The sequence below is a fragment of the Streptomyces sp. NBC_01591 genome (genome assembly GCF_035918155.1).
Lineage (GTDB): Bacteria > Actinomycetota > Actinomycetes > Streptomycetales > Streptomycetaceae > Streptomyces.
In genome coordinates this window covers 6,881,107-6,896,010 of the sequence record NZ_CP109327.1, presented here as the reverse complement: position 1 = coordinate 6,896,010, position 14,904 = coordinate 6,881,107, and the positions used below count along the sequence as shown (strand labels likewise).

Here is a 14,904-nt window from a genome sequence, read left to right as displayed (position 1 = left end):
GGAGACGAGGAGCGTTGCATGCTGTTCGAGGTATGGGTACCGGATGCGGACGAGGTGGGACTGCGACTGGCGGGCGAGCCGCGGGCGATGGAGCGTGATCCCGTGCGGTCCGGCTGGTGGACGGCCGAGGCGGAGGCGTCGGACGGGGACCGCTACGGCTTCGTCCTGGACGGGGGCGACGGCGACGGGAGGGTGCTTCCCGATCCGCGTTCGCGGCGTCAGCCGGACGGGCCGGACGGCGAGAGCGCCGTCGTCGACCACTCGTTGTTCGAATGGCGCAGCAACTGGGCGGGAAGGGGACTTCCGGGCGCCGTCCTGTACGAGCTGCACATCGGTACGTACACCGACGAGGGCACCTTCGACGCCGCGGCCGCCCGGCTGGGGCACTTGGCCGAGCTCGGCGTCACCCATGTGTCGCTGATGCCGGTCTGCCCGTTCCCCGGCACCCACGGGTGGGGGTACGAGGGGGTGTCGCTCTGGGCCGTGCACGAGCCGTACGGCGGACCGGAGGGGCTCAAGCGCTTTGTCGACACGGCGCACGGTCTCGGGCTCGCGGTGCTCCTGGACGTGGTCCACAACCACCTCGGCCCGTCCGGCAATCACCTCCCGGCGTTCGGCCCGTACTTCACCGAGGCCCATCACACGCCGTGGGGTGCGGCGGTCAACCTCGACGCCCCCGGTTCGGACGAGGTGCGGGCGTTCCTGCTGGGCAGCGCGCTGGCCTGGCTGCGGGACTACCGGCTCGACGGGCTGCGGCTCGACGCGGTCCACGCCCTGGCCGACGGGCGGGCGCTGACCTTCCTGGAGGAGCTGTCCACGGCGGCCGACGCGCTCGCGGCGGAACTGGGCCGTCCGCTCCCGCTGATCGCCGAGTCCGACCTCTGCGACCCGCGGACGACGACCCCGCGCGAATCGGGCGGCCTCGGCCTGCACGCCCAGTGGAACGACGACTTCCACCACGCCCTGCACACCGCGCTCACCGGTGAGTCCCAGGGCTACTACGCGGACTTCGCCGCGGCTCCGCTGGCCGCCGTCGCCAAGACCGTGACGAGCGCGTTCTTCCACAACGGCACGTACTCCAGCTTCCGGGGCCGTACCCACGGCCGCCCCGTCGACATCGTCCGCACGCCGGCCCACCGCTTCGTCGGCTACGCCCAGACCCACGACCAGATCGGCAACCGGGCCCTGGGCGACCGGCTCTCCGCCACGCTCTCCCCGGCCCTGCTGGCCTGCGGCGCGGCCCTCGTGCTGACCGGGCCCTTCACGCCGATGCTGTTCATGGGCGAGGAGTGGGGCGCGCGCACCCCGTGGCAGTTCTTCACCGACCACACCGATCCGGGGCTCGCCGAGGCGGTACGCAGCGGCCGGCGGCGGGAGTTCGCGGCACACGGCTGGGCGGCGGACGACATTCCGGACCCGCAGGACCCGGCCACCCGGAACCGTTCCTGTCTGGACTGGAACGAACCTGCGCAGGAGCCGCATGCCCGCCTGCACGCCTGGTACCGCGAGCTGATCGCCCTGCGCCGCGCCCTGCCCGACCTCCGCGACCCGGACCTGGCGTCGGTGCGCACCGCCCACGACGAGCAGGCGCGCTGGCTGGCGTACCGCAGGGGCGATCTGCGGATCGCGGTCAACCTGGGCGAGAAGCCGGCCACGATCCCGCTGGGCGGCGGTCGGCGCCGGGGCGGCGGGGACAGGGTGGTGGCGGCGTGGGAGCCGGTGGAGGCCCCGGGCGTCGACGGGTTGCTGCATCTGCCGCCGGAGTCGTGCGTGGTGCTGGCCGACGGCTGAGGGACCGGGACGGAGCGAGCCGGACACACCTCGCGCCCGCCCCGTGTCCGGCTACTCGACGATCGCCAGCTCCCGCGCGGTGGTGTTGAGGCGCCGGCCGCCGTCCTCGGTGACGGTCACGATGTCCTCGATCCGTACACCGAACCGGCCCGGCAGATAGATGCCCGGCTCCACGGAGAAGCACATCCCGGGCACCAGAGGCTGCTCCTCGCCCTCGATCATGTACGGCGGTTCGTGGGTGGTGACGCCGATGCCGTGGCCGGTGCGGTGGATGAAGCGCTCGCCGTAGCCGAACTCGGTGATGACCGCGCGGGCCGCCCGGTCGATCTCCTGGCAGGCGACGCCCGGCCGGACCGCGTTGCAGCCCGCCTCCTGCGCCTCGCGCACGATGTCGTGGACCCGCTGCTCCTCGGCGGTGGGTTCGCCGACGTGGACCGTACGGGAGGTGTCCGAGCCGTAGCCGTGCTTGAGGCCGCCGAAGTCGAGCACGACCATGTCACCCCGCTCGATGGTGCGGTCGCCGGCCTCGTGGTGCGGGTTGGCGCCGTTGGGGCCGGATCCGACGACCGTGAAATCGACCTGGGAGTGCCCGAACCGCTTGAGCAGGTCCGCGAGTTCGGCCGCGATGTCGGTCTCCTTGCGGCCGGAGAAACGCACCTTGAGGATCTCGCCGTACGTGGCGTCGGCGGCCGCCCCGGCGGCCGCGAGCCGCTCCAGCTCGTGGGTGTCCTTCACCGCGCGCAGCATCGGCAGGGCCTCGGTGAGGGAGACGTACGAGGTCCCCGGCAGCGTCCGCTGCAGCCCGAGCAGGTGCATCGCCCAGGCGTTGTCGCTGATCCCGAACCGGCCCGCGCCGTCGAGCAGCGGGGCGGTGACGGCGTAGGGGTCCTTGCCGTCGGTCCAGTCCCGGAGGGTGAGGGCCGGGGCGCCGACGGCCTTCTCGGCGTCCGGGGCCTCCAGCGTCGGAACGACGAGGACCGGGTCCTGACCGGCCGTGAGGACGAGGACGGTGAGGCGTTCGGTGTTCACGGGCTGGTAGCCGGTGAGGTAGACGAGGTCGGGGCCGGGCGCGACCAGTACGCCCGCGAGCCCGGCCTCGGCGGCGGTGTCGGCCGCGCGCGTCATACGGGCCCGGTAGTCGTCGGCGGTGAACGGTACGGGCTGGCTCTGGCTGGACATGCGGGACCTCCTGGCGACGCGACACGGCACACAGCATCCTGCCCGTCCGTGCCGGTCGACGCGAGCGGGACTCAGATCTGCGGATCCAGCCGTACGACGAGGTCGGCGCTCGTCCGGCCCCGCTCGACCAGGCGCGCGTTGGCTTCGTCGGACTCCGCCACCCAGCGCTCGGCGTACGGTCGCGGCTTCCCGAACCGCACATGCCGCTCGACGAGCCGTCGTACCCGCAGGGCCGGGTCGGTCTCCAGGAACCACACCTCGTCGAGCAGCCCGCGGACGGGTGCCCAGGGACCCTCGTCGTGCAGCAGGTAGTTGCCCTCGGTGACGACCAGCGGAATGTCCGGGGGTACGGGGACGGCTCCGGCGATCGGCTCCTCCAGGGTGCGGTCGAACGCGGGGGCGTACACGGTGGTTCCCGCTTCCGGTGCGCGCAGACGTCCGAGCAGGGCGGCGAACCCGGCGGCGTCGAAGGTGTCGGGGGCGCCCTTGCGCGTGGCGCGGCCGAGCCGTTCCAGTTCGGCCTGGGCAAGGTGGAAGCCGTCCATGGGGACGAGGACGGCGAGCCCGTCGAGTGCGTCGACGAGCCGTGCCGCCAGGGTGGACTTCCCGGCCCCGGGCGGCCCCGCGATCCCGAGAATGCGGCGGTGGCCGGGGACGGCGAGGCGGCGGGCGCGGGCCGTCGTCCCGGTGGGATCGCTGGTGTCCATGCGGGGCATTGTTGCGAACCGAGGGCGTCAGCGCGCCCCCTTGCCCTCCAGGTACGCCAGCACCGCCAGCACCCGTCGGTGCACCGTGCCGTCGTCGGGTTCCAGGCCGAGCTTGGCGAAGATCGAGCCGATGTGCTTGCTCACCGCCCGTTCCGACACGACCAGTTCGGCGGCGATGGTGCCGTTCGCCTTGCCCTGAGCCATCAGTTCCAGCACCTCGCGCTCGCGCGGGGTGAGACTCTGCAGCGGCCCGGCCGACGACTTGCGGGTCAGCAGCTGGGTCACCACCTCGGGGTCGAGTGCCGTGCCGCCGCCCGCCACCCGGTCCAGTGCCTGGAGGAACTGGTCGACCCGGCCGATCCGGTCCTTCAGGAGGTAGCCGATGCCCTGCGCGCCCTGGGCGAGCAGCTCGGCGGCGTACGTCTCCTCCACGTACTGCGAGAGCACCAGGATCGGCAGCTCGGGCAGCTCCGCACGGGCGGCGAGCGCGGCGCGCAGCCCCTCGTCGCGGAAGGTGGGCGGGAGCCGCACGTCGAGCACGGCGGCGTCCGGACGGTGTTCCAGCAGGGCCGGCAACACCTCGGGCCCGGTCGCCGCGTCGGCCACCACCTCGTGGCCCGAGCTGGTGAGCAGCAGGATCAGGCCCTCCCGCAACAGCGCGTTGTCCTCGGCGATCACGATCCGCACGGCAGCTCCACTTCGATGTCCGTCGGCCCCCCGATGGGGCTGCTGATGCAGGTGGTGCCGTCCAGGGCGGCGATCCGCCGCCTGATGCCGACCAGCCCGCTGCCGGACCCGCCCCGGTCCGTGACCGGCGTGGGCCCGGGGCGTGGGCGATCGCCGCCGGTGGAGGGCTTCTCCGTGGTGCCGTACCGTTCGCCCGCGCCGCCGCGCCCATTGTCGCTGATGGTCACCCGCAGGGTGCCGGGGGTACGGGCGATGCGCACGGTCGCGGCCGTCGCACCGCTGTGTTTGCTGATGTTGGTGAGCGCCTCGGCGATGACGAAGTAGGCGGCGGCCTCGATCGCGGCCGGAAGCCGTCGGCCGTCCTCGACACCGTCCAGCTCCGCCGTGACGGGTACACCCGCGTCGGCGGCCAACGCCCGTACCGCACCGGTCAGTCCACGGTCCGTCAGCACCGGCGGATGGATGCCGCGCACCACGTGCCGCAGTTCCGCGAGGGCCGCCTCCGCGCCGTCCTGCGCCTCGTCCAGACGGATGCGCGCGGCGGCCGGGTCGCTGTCGAGGAGTTGTCTGGCGAGGCCGATGCGCAGGGACAGGGCGACGATCCTGGCCTGGGCGCCGTCATGCAGATCGCGTTCGATGCGGCGCAGTTCGGCGCCGTGCGCCTCGACCGCACCGGCCCGGCTCTCGGTCAGCTGGTCGATCCGTGCGGCAAGCGCGGCCGACGGCGACGAGGTGAGCAGGGACCGGGTCCATCCGGCCGACACGTCCGCGAGTACGCAGTGCCAGCGCAGCACCCACCCCTGCCGCTCGGGCAGCGGCGTGCCGTACTCGTCGGCGGCTCGCCGGTCCAGCAGGTGTGCGACCGACAGCGCGGCGCCGTCCACGAGGAGCCCGACCGGCCACAGCACCATCGCGAGGTAGCCGAGGGCATTGCCCATGAGCGCCTGGAGGGGCAGCCAGAGCGCGTCGCGCCAGACCGTCGGATCGGCGAGCACGCCCCGGACCCGCTCGGAGAGTTCGCCGCTGTCCAGCGGCGGGTACCGCGTCGGCGTGAACGGAACGCCCAGCCGCGCCGCCGCCCTGCGCCGCTCGGACTCCGCGAACCGGCGCAGCACCTTTGCAGCCTCCGGCAGCGCGGGCAGCCCGATGAGCACGGCGGCGAACAGCAGGACTGCCACCACCAGGAACGCGCTCACATACGCGAGCAGAGCGACCGCGATACCGATGCCCAGATAGCGCGACGCATCCCACGAACGCCGGATGGCGGCCGTCAGCGGGGCGGGAGTGGTGCTCATGACGCATCACGTTACGGGGGTCCGCGCGCCGCCGGAGTGGTGCCCTCCCCCTGGCCGCGGTGGAGCTGGCTGCACCCCCGTTCCGGGACCGCGCACCCTCGCCCGGCCACTCCCCGGTTCGTAGCGTTTACCCAGGTCAGACGGCACACGGCGGGGCACAGAAGGAATGGTGGGATCAACGGTGGACACGATCACAGCGGTGCGGGCGTCCGCGCTGAGCCTGGAGTCGGTGAGCCGGCGCCACGGCCGGCGCGGCCGGGAGACGACCGCGCTCGACGCGGTCAGCTGCTCGGTCCCGGCGGGGAGCTTCACCGCGGTGGTGGGTCCTTCGGGCTCGGGGAAGAGCACGTTCCTGCAGTGTGCGGCGGGTCTGGACCGTCCGACGGCGGGCACGGTACGGATCGGGGGTACCGATCTCGGTGCGCTCTCCGAGGCGGCGCTGACCCGGTTGCGCCGGGACCGGATCGGCTTCGTCTTCCAGTCGCACGCCCTCAATCTGGTGCCTTCACTGAGCATCGAGGAGAACGTCGTGCTGCCGCTGGTGCTGGCGGGCGCCGACCCGGCGGACGAGCGGGTGCTGACCCGCGGACGGGATCTGCTGGCCCGGGTCGGCCTGACGGGCCGCGGCGCGCTGGGCCCCGGGACACTCTCCGGCGGACAACAGCAACGGGTCGCGGTGGCAAGGGCGTTGGTGACCGAACCCGAGGTGATCTTCGCGGACGAGCCGACGGCCTCCCTGGATCCGGAGTCGGCGACGCTGGTGCTCGCTCTGCTGCGCGACGCGGTGCGGATCGACGGCCGTACGGTCGTCATGGTCACCCATGATCCGGTGGCGGCGAGCTGGGCGGACACCGTGCTGACGATGGACGGCGGCCGGCTGCGATGAACAGGACCAGGAACAAGGGGGCGGCGCGGCCCCGGTCGGATGTGCGCCTCGGTGTCCGACGGGCGTCGGCGTTTCTCGCCCGGCGTTCACTGAAGGCCCATCGCCGGGCCTGGGGCGCGGTGTTCACGGCGACCACGGCGGCGGCCGCGCTGATCGGCGCCTTCGCCCTCGTGGTCGGTTCGCTGCTGCTGGCGCAGCCGCCGGTGGAGCGTTACGCGGGGGCCGACGCGGTGGTGGCGGCCGACCAGCGGGTGACGTACACGGCGAAGCCGTGGGGCAGTGAGCCGAAGACCGCGACGGCCTATCTGCCCGAACGGGTGCGGCTGGACCGCTCCGTGGTGGCGGAGGCGGCTGCCGCGCACGGCGTCGCGCAGGCGATCGCGGACGATTCGGTACCGGTGACCGTGGCCGGTGGGGGCGGTGCGGCCTCGGGCTCCGGCCGTTCCTGGGCGGCCGCCGCGCTCACTCCGTACCGGCTGACGGACGGGCGCGCGCCGCGGACCGCCGGCGAGGTGGTCATCGACGGCGCGCTGGCGGCCGCCACCGGCAGCAGGACCGGTGACCATGTGACATTGCAGGTCGACGGGGCTCCCCGGCGGTACACCGTCACCGGTGTCGCCGACACCGGTCAGCGGGGCGGGTCCCCCGCCGTCTTCCTCATCGAGCGGCATCTCACCGCCCTGGCCGGACACCCCGGCACGGTCGATGCGATCGGCATCGTCGCCGAGCCGGGTGTCTCCGCCGACACGCTGCGGGCATCGCTGGAGAAGGCGTTGCCCGACCGCGCCCGTGGCGACCGTGCGGTCAGGGTGCTCACCGGCCCGGAGCGCGGGCAGGCCGAGCACCCGGATGCGCTCGGCGCCCGTGGTGAGCTGCTGCCGCTGCTCGCCTCCATCACAGGAACGGTCTTCATGGTGGCGCTCATGGTGATCGCCACCACCCTCTCCCAGGCGGTCCACCAGCGCTCCGGTGAACTGGCGCTGCTGCGTGCCGTCGGCGCGACGCCCCATCAGCTCAGATCGGCCGTCGGCCGTGAGGTGAGCCGGGTGGCCGGTGCCGCGGCGGTGCTGGGCGGGGTCGGTGCCGTGCCGCTGGGTCTGCTGATGCGGTCGCTGCTGACGACGGACCCGCTGCCGCTGCCGGTCCCGGTGTGGCTGCCGTTCGCTGCGGCGGCCGCGGCCGCGTCGCTCGTCGCGCTCGCCGCCCGTCCGGTGGCGGTCCTCGCGGCCAGGTCCATCACCGGGATGCGGCCCGCCGCCGCGCTGGGCGCGGCCCGTGCGCCCGAGCCGGGCGAGCCGGGCCGGTTCCGTACGGTCGCGGGGGCGGTGCTGGCGGTGGCCGGGGTCGGTTCGGCCGGTGCGGCGACGGCGCAGGGCGGGCAGGCCGCCGCGGTGGCCGCGTCGGGTGCGGCGACCTCGCTGATCATCGCCGTGGCGCTGCTCGGTCCGTGGATCGCCCGGGTGGCGATGCGGGTCCTCGGCACAACGGTGCGGCGTGCCGGCGGGGTCTCCGGCTTCCTCGCCGCCAAGTCCGCCGCCGCGCACAATCGGCGCCTCGGTGCGGCGATCACCCCGATCGTGCTGGTCGTGGCGTTCGTCTGCGTACAGCTGGCGGCGGGTTCGACGCTGGAGCGGGCCGCCGACCGGGAGGCCGCTGCCGCGCTCCGGGCCGACCTGGTGGTGACGGGCCCGGCCGCCGAACTGCCGGCCGGTGCGGCTGCGGCCGTGCGCGAGGCCCCGGGGGTGGCGGCGGCGACCGGTGTGCTGCGCTCCGGTGTCGTGCTCGCCCACCGCGAGATGGGCGAGCCGAAGCTGGACCGGTTCCCCGTGCTGGGTGTGACGGCGGACCAGCTGGCCGGCACGCTCGATCCGCACGTCACCGCGGGCGATCCGGCGGAGCTCACCGGCAGGGGCACAGTGGCGGTCGGCGAGGACCGGGCGTCCGACCTCGGGGTCGGCATCGGTGACTCGGTGGAGCTCCGTCTCGGCGACGGCACCGAAGTACGGCTGCGGGTGGTGGCGCTCTACGAACGGGCCCTGGGGCTCGGCGAGTTCATGATGCCGCGCGAGGCGCTGGCCGGGCACGTCTCTGCTCTTCGCGACCAGCGGATCCTGATCCGCTCGACGGACGGTCCGGCGGCCTCGGCCTCCGCCACCGCCACTTCGGTACGGCGTGCGCTCGCCCCGTACACGGGTGTGCGGGTCCGTCCCGCGACGGCCGACGACGTACGGATCGCGCCCTCGTCTTCGGAGCAGGACAACGCCATGATCATCATCGGTGTCGGGGTGATCGGTGGCTTCGCGCTGCTCGCGGTGGTCAGCACCCTGTCCCTGATCGCGGTGGGCCGCCGCCCCGAGTTCCGCCTGCTGCGGATGGTCGGTGCGGGTCGCCGTCAGGTGCGGCGGATGCTGGTGCTGGAGACGGGACTGGTGGCGGTGGCCGGGCTGGCGATCGGCACGCTGGTCGCTGCGATCCCGCTGGTGGCGTTCGCGGTGCCGACGACCGGGTCGATGCCGTATCTGCCGCCGGTGCAGTACGGGGTGCTCGCGCTGGCCGTGACGGTCGCGGCGGGTGCGGGGGCGTTGTGGCCGGGGTGGTCCGGCGGCCGGTTCGTCCTCGGACGCCGGACGTGAGGACACCGGACGTGACACCCCGGACGCGCCCGGACACTCTCCGGACGCCCCGTGGCATCGTCCCGCAGCCGAGGGGACGCGTGCGTGTCAGGGTGACGCGGGCAGGGGCAGCGCCCCTTCCCGTACCGCCGCCGCGGCCAGCGCGTCGAGCACCGGGGCGATCAGCGGATGCCCCTCCGCCCCGTGCCGCACCGCGGCGAAGACCCGGCGGGTCGGCGCGCTGCCCTCCACCGGCCGCACCACCACCCCCGTCAGCTCCATCCCCCGCAGCGCCGACCGCGGCACCAGCGCCACCCCGGCACCCGCCCCGGCCAGCGCGACCACCGCGCGGAAGTCGTCCGAGGAGTGCTCCATCCTGGGCTGGAAGCCGGCGAACTCACAGGACAGGACCACCACGTCGTGGCAGGGGTTGCCGGGGTACGGGCCGATCCACGCGTCCTTCTCCAGGTCGGCGATCGCCACCTGTTCCCGGCCGGCCAGCGCATGCCCGACCGGCAGAACCGCGTCGAACGGCTCGGAGTACAGCGGCACCCGGGTCAGCCGCCGGTCGTCCTCGTCCGGGGCGCCCCGGTACTCGACGGCGACCGCCACATCGACCTGCCGGTCGAGCACCATCGGCACGCTCGCGTCGCCCTCGGCGTCCTGGACCCGGACCCGGATACCGGGCGCGGTGCGTGTCAGTTCGGCGATCGCGGGGGCGAGGACGAGGCCGATGCCGGTGGCGAACGCGGCGACGGTGACCGTACCCGCGTCCCCCGAGCTGTAGGCGGCGAGCTCCGCCTCGGCCCTTTCCAGCTGGGCCAGCACCGCGTTGGTGTGGGTCAGCAGGATCTCCCCGGCGGGGGTGAGCCGGGCGCCGCGCGCGCCCCGTTCGACGAGCCGGTGCCCGGTCTCCTGCTCCAGCGCGGCGAGCTGCTGGGAGACGGCGGAGGGGGTGAGGTACAGCGCGGCGGCTGCGGCGGTCACCGTGCGGTGGTCGGCCACCGCACGGAGGATGCGCAGCCGCCGTGAATCGATCATGTGACCCATTGTCCCAGGTCACGGAGGGAACCCCGCCGCCCGGCCGGGCCCCGAGTGCTACTCCCCCAGTGCGGCCCGCGCGTCGACGAACGCGTCCACGGCCCGGTTCACGTCCTGAGTCGAGTGCGCGGCGGAGAGCTGGACGCGGATACGGGCCGCGCCCTGCGGAACGACCGGGTAGGAGAACCCGATCACGTACACACCGCGCTCCAGGAGGAGCTCCGCCATCCGGCCTGCCTTCGCCGCGTCCCCGATCATGACGGGGGCGATGGCGTGGTCGCCGGGCAGGATGTCGAAGCCCTCCTCGGTCATCCGTGTACGGAAGAGCGCGGTGTTGGCGTTGAGCTGCTCGCGCAGGTCGCCGGCGGCCTCCAGCAGGTCGAGGACCTTGAGCGAGGCCGCTGCGATGACCGGGGCGAGGGAGTTGGAGAAGAGGTACGGGCGGGAGCGCTGGCGCAGCAGCGCGACGATCTCGGCACGGGCCGCGACATAGCCGCCGGACGCGCCGCCGAGCGCCTTGCCGAGGGTGCCGGTGATGATGTCGACCCGGTCCATCACGTCGTGCAGCTCCGGCGTGCCGCGGCCGCCGGGGCCGACGAAGCCGACGGCGTGCGAGTCGTCGACCATGACCATGGCGTCGTAGCGCTCGGCCAGGTCGCAGATCTCGCGCAGCGGCGCGACGTACCCGTCCATGGAGAAGACGCCATCGGTGACGACGAGCCTGCGCCGGGCGCCGGACGCCTCCTTGAGCTGCTTCTCCAGGTCGTCCATGTCACGGTTGGCGTAGCGGAACCGCTTGGCCTTGGAGAGGCGGATGCCGTCGATGATGGAGGCGTGGTTGAGGGCGTCGGAGATGACCGCGTCCTCCGGGCCGAGGACGGTCTCGAAGACACCGCCGTTGGCGTCGAAGCAGGAGGAGTAGAGGATCGTGTCCTCCTGGCCGAGGAACGTGGAGAGCCGCTGCTCCAGTTCCTTGTGGACCTCCTGGGTGCCGCAGATGAAGCGGACCGAGGCCATGCCGTAGCCCCAGCGGTCCAGCGCCTGGTGGGCGGCGGCGATCACATCGGGGTGGTCGGCGAGGCCCAGGTAGTTGTTGGCGCAGAAGTTGAGCACCTCACCGGGGCGGCCGCCCGCGGTGACGGCGACCGACGCGGACTGCGGGGTGCCGATCACGCGCTCGGGCTTGTGCAGTCCGGCGGCCTCGATCTCTTCGAGGGTGGTGCGCATGTCGTCGCGTACGGAGTCGAACATGAGGGGTGTCTCCCAGCTGTCTACGGTGGCGTCGTCTACGGAGGCGTCGTCTGCGAGGGCGTCGGGTCAGGAGGTCCAGTCGAGGATGACCTTGCCGCCGCGGCCGCTCGCCGCGTCGTCGAAGGCCGCTTCGAAGTCGCGGTAGCCGTACCGGCCGGTGATCACGGGGGCGAGGTCGAGGCCGCCCTCCAGCAGTACGGACATGGCGTACCAGGTCTCGTACATCTCTCGGCCGTAGATGCCCTTGACGGTGATCATCGAGGTGACGATGCGGGCCCAGTCGACGGCGAACTCCTCGGACGGCAGTCCGAGCATGGCGATCCGGCCGCCGTGCGTCATGTTCGCGATCATGTCGCGCATCGCCTCGGGCCGGCCGGACATCTCCAGGCCGACGTCGAAGCCCTCGCGCAGTCCGAGGTGCTTCTGGCCGTCGGCGATGGTCTCCTCGGCGACGTTCAGGGCGAGGCTGACGCCGACCTTCCGGGCCAGTTCCAGCCGGGCCTCGCTGACGTCGGTGATGACGACGTTGCGGGCGCCCGCGTGCTTGGCGACGGCGGCGGCCATGATGCCGATCGGTCCGGCGCCGGTGATCAGTACGTCCTCACCGACCAGCGGGAACGACAGCGCGGTGTGCACGGCGTTGCCGAACGGGTCGAAGATCGCGGCGACGTCGAGGTCGACGGGGACGCGGTGCACCCAGACGTTGGACGCGGGCAGGGCGACGTACTCGGCGAACGCCCCGTCCCGGCCGACACCGAGCCCGAGCGTGGAGCGGCACAGGTGGCGGCGGCCGGCCAGACAGTTGCGGCACTTGCCGCACACCAGGTGGCCCTCGCCGCTGGCCAGGTCGCCGACGTTGATGTCGACGACGTCGGCGCCGGTCTCCGCGACCTCGCCGACGAACTCGTGGCCGAGGACGAGCGGGGTGCGCACGGCCTGCTGCGCCCAGCCGTCGTAGTTGCGGATGTGCAGATCGGTGCCGCAGATGCCGGTACGGAGCACCTTGATCAGTACGTCCGTGGGGCCGATCTCCGGCTCCGGCACGTCCATCAGCCAGAGTCCCGGCTCGGCCTTCTGCTTCACGAGTGCCTTCACGGCTGCGGCTCCCTGCGCTGGTGCGGCGTTGAGTACCCCGGGCCGGGGACATGCCTGAAGAAGCCTGCGGCCCGGGGAAGATCGAGAGGGACGGGGCGAATGACAGCGCGCGTCGATCGGCTGCCGCGCACCATCCTCTGCCGTCACGGAGAAATCTGCCGCACCCCGCGCCACAGGTCCATCGAGGTTTTCTTAACCGCGCCCGCAGCTCCGCTTCAGGCCCCCTCGGACCTCGCGTTCAGACCTTCGTGTACGGCCCCAGGAAACGCGCCCGCCCGCCCTGGACCCGGTAGAGGAACATCCCCGTCTCGATCCGCACCTGACGGGTGGAGGAGTGGAAGGACAGCGTCCGGGTGATGCCCGGGTGGCTGGTCCGGAACAGCCGCTGTGCGACGCCGCCGCGTTCCGCTTCGGCCGCGCTGGTGGTCCGGGCGGCCCGGACGGTCAGACCGACCGCGTCGTACGCCTCGGCGGACCAACGGCCCGGCGGGGCCCCGAACCGCTCGCGGTGCGCGGCGGTGAACGCCTTCGCGGCCGGGAGTGCCGTCGGGTCGGTGTACGCCTGCGCGAAGACCCACCCTTCGGCGGCCTTGCCCGCACCGCGGAGGAAGGCGGGTGCCAGGACCGGCCCGACGGACATTCCGGTTCCGGTGAATCCGGCGTCGGCCAGGGCGGTGGCGCAGCGGGCGCCCCTGCCGGGTGACGATCCGGCGTACACGACCGCGTCCGCCCGGGCGGCGACCGCCGCGTGGGCGGCCGGGGCGAAGGTGGTGGTGTCCGCGTCGACCGTGTGCACCGTCACCTCGATCCCCTCGATCGGATGGTCCCGGAAGCGGTCGGTGATCGACCAGCTGCTCCGGAGGTCGGCACGGTCCTCGACGACGACCACCCGTTCGGCCGGGCGGACCTGGACCACGTAGCGGATCAGGGCGATGGACAGCGAGTCGTCGAAGGGCCGGGTCACGCAGAGGGTCTTGGTGCCTGCCGAGTCGGCGGTGGTGGATCCTGCCGCGACGACGACCTGGGCGAGGCGTGCCGTCTCGTAGCGGCTGACGACGGCCGCGGCGGCGACGTCCCCGGTGGGGCCGACCACGGCGAGCACGTCCGGATCGGCGACCAGCCGGTTGGCGACGTGCAGGGCGCGGGCCGCGTCCCCGGCGTCGTCCTCGGTGCGCAGGGCGAGCCGGAAGCCTGCGTCGGTACGGGAGTTGTGGTCATCGACGGCGAGCCGGATGCCGCGTTCATGCGCCAGGCCGACCGCCCTGCCCGGCCCGCTCAGGTCCGCGTGCAGCCCGATCGTGTACGTGGGAAGGGTGCGGGGCGACGTCGCCCTGTCGCGTTGCCGCCCGGCCACCAGGGCAGCGGCCGCGCCGCCCGTCAGGAGGACCGCACCGGTGGCCGTGGCGGTGAGGACACGCCGTCGTGACGGACCGGGCGGACCGGGGTCTGCGACGACCGTGGGCGGTTCGGGGACGGGGAGCGCGAGGGCGGTGGCCGAGCGTTCGGCGATCAGGGCGGACAGACCCGGCGGCGCCCAGGAACGCGCGTCCGGGGGCGCGGCATCGGTGAGCAGTTCTTCGACCTGACGCGCGGTGGGCCGGTCCGCCGGGTCCTTGGCCAGGCAGGCCTCGACGAGGGGCAGCAGCCCGGACGGCAGTCCGTCCAGATCGGGTTCCTCGTGCACGGTCCGGAAGAGCACCCCGGCGGCGGTGCCCTGGCCGAACGGACGCCGCCCGGTCGCCGCGTACACGAGGACGCAGCCCAGCGAGAAGATGTCGCAGGCCGGTCCGAGCGGCCGCGCCGAAGCCTGCTCGGGGGCGAGGTAGCCAGGTGTGCCGATCACGACGTCGGTCGCGGTGAGGGCCGTGGCGCCCTCGTGGCGTGCGATGCCGAAATCGATGAGCCGGGGCCCGTCGAGCGCGAGGAGCACGTTGCCGGGCTTGACGTCGCGGTGGACGAGACCGGCCTCGTGCACCGCGACGAGTGCGCCGGCGAGGCGGGCGCCGAGCACCCGGACGGTGGTGGCCGGCAGCGGCCCCTCGGCGGCGACGGCCTCGGCCAGCGAGGGGCCCGGCACGAACGCGGTGGCCAGCCAGGGTTCACGGGCCTCGGTGTCGGCCCCCGTCACCGGGACCGCCCACGGTCCGGTGACCCTCCCGGCGGCCTCGGACTCGCGCCGGAAGCGGGCCCGGAAGCCGGGGTCGGCGGCGTGCTCGGCCCGGATCACCTTCACCGCGGCGAGCGCCCCGCCGGACGAACGGGCCAGGTACACCACACCCATGCCGCCCGCGCCGAGCCGCACCAGGGTGCGGTACTCGCCGATGGTGCGGGGGTCGTCCGAGGTGAGCGGCCGCATGCCG

Annotated in this window: 11 protein-coding genes; 3 read left to right on the top strand and 8 right to left on the bottom strand. The window is 73.6% G+C overall.

Features of this window, described 5'->3' with window-relative positions; translation table 11 throughout:
- Positions 1-18 precede the first annotated feature (18 nt).
- The gene (gene treZ / locus OG978_RS31620) at positions 19-1,791 is read left to right on the top strand and encodes a malto-oligosyltrehalose trehalohydrolase (RefSeq protein ID WP_326768467.1); all 1,773 of its coding nucleotides are present in this window, start codon (positions 19-21) and stop codon (positions 1,789-1,791) included.
- 51 nt (positions 1,792-1,842) lie between these two features.
- Here the strand turns inward: treZ and OG978_RS31615 are convergent, their stop codons facing one another.
- The 4 genes from OG978_RS31615 to OG978_RS31600 all read right to left on the bottom strand — a co-directional run bounded on the left by OG978_RS31615 (position 1,843) and on the right by OG978_RS31600 (position 5,659).
- Positions 1,843-2,970: a M24 family metallopeptidase gene (locus OG978_RS31615; RefSeq protein WP_326768466.1), complete on the bottom strand. Its 1,128-nt coding sequence runs from the start codon at positions 2,968-2,970 to the stop codon at positions 1,843-1,845.
- A gap of 71 nt (positions 2,971-3,041) precedes the next feature.
- Positions 3,042-3,677 carry a nucleoside/nucleotide kinase family protein gene (locus OG978_RS31610; RefSeq protein ID WP_326768465.1) on the bottom strand — a complete coding sequence of 212 codons (636 nt, stop codon included), beginning with the start codon at positions 3,675-3,677 and terminating at the stop codon, positions 3,042-3,044.
- Between the two features lie 27 nt (positions 3,678-3,704).
- Entirely contained in the window at positions 3,705-4,364 is a 660-nt protein-coding gene (locus OG978_RS31605) for a response regulator transcription factor (RefSeq protein WP_326768464.1), read from the bottom strand.
- Positions 4,352-5,659: a sensor histidine kinase gene (locus tag OG978_RS31600; protein WP_326768463.1), complete on the bottom strand. Its 1,308-nt coding sequence runs from the start codon at positions 5,657-5,659 to the stop codon at positions 4,352-4,354. The genes OG978_RS31605 and OG978_RS31600 overlap by 13 nt, the downstream gene beginning before the upstream one ends.
- 166 nt (positions 5,660-5,825) lie before the next feature.
- Between OG978_RS31600 and OG978_RS31595 the strand changes: the two genes are divergently transcribed.
- Together OG978_RS31595 and OG978_RS31590 are read left to right on the top strand one after the other, a co-directional pair.
- Positions 5,826-6,545, top strand: coding sequence for an ABC transporter ATP-binding protein (locus OG978_RS31595; protein ID WP_326768462.1), 720 nt, complete (start codon positions 5,826-5,828; stop codon positions 6,543-6,545).
- Positions 6,542-9,178 (top strand): ABC transporter permease, encoded by a 2,637-nt coding sequence (locus tag OG978_RS31590; protein WP_326768461.1) that lies wholly within the window; start codon positions 6,542-6,544, stop codon positions 9,176-9,178. Before OG978_RS31595 ends, OG978_RS31590 begins: the two co-directional genes overlap by 4 nt.
- A gap of 87 nt (positions 9,179-9,265) precedes the next feature.
- Here OG978_RS31590 and OG978_RS31585 read toward each other — a convergent pair whose 3' ends face one another.
- The 4 genes from OG978_RS31585 to OG978_RS31570 all read right to left on the bottom strand — a co-directional run bounded on the left by OG978_RS31585 (position 9,266) and on the right by OG978_RS31570 (position 14,900).
- A complete protein-coding gene (locus OG978_RS31585) occupies positions 9,266-10,198 on the bottom strand; it encodes a LysR family transcriptional regulator (RefSeq protein WP_326768460.1) in 933 nt (310 codons plus the stop codon).
- Positions 10,199-10,255: 57 nt separating this feature from the next.
- Positions 10,256-11,449 (bottom strand): glycine C-acetyltransferase, encoded by a 1,194-nt coding sequence (locus OG978_RS31580; protein ID WP_326768459.1) that lies wholly within the window; start codon positions 11,447-11,449, stop codon positions 10,256-10,258.
- Between the two features lie 66 nt (positions 11,450-11,515).
- Positions 11,516-12,544, bottom strand: coding sequence for an L-threonine 3-dehydrogenase (gene tdh, locus OG978_RS31575; RefSeq protein WP_326768458.1), 1,029 nt, complete (start codon positions 12,542-12,544; stop codon positions 11,516-11,518).
- Between the two features lie 238 nt (positions 12,545-12,782).
- Positions 12,783-14,900: a bifunctional serine/threonine-protein kinase/ABC transporter substrate-binding protein gene (locus OG978_RS31570; RefSeq protein WP_326768457.1), complete on the bottom strand. Its 2,118-nt coding sequence runs from the start codon at positions 14,898-14,900 to the stop codon at positions 12,783-12,785.
- Positions 14,901-14,904 lie beyond the last annotated feature (4 nt).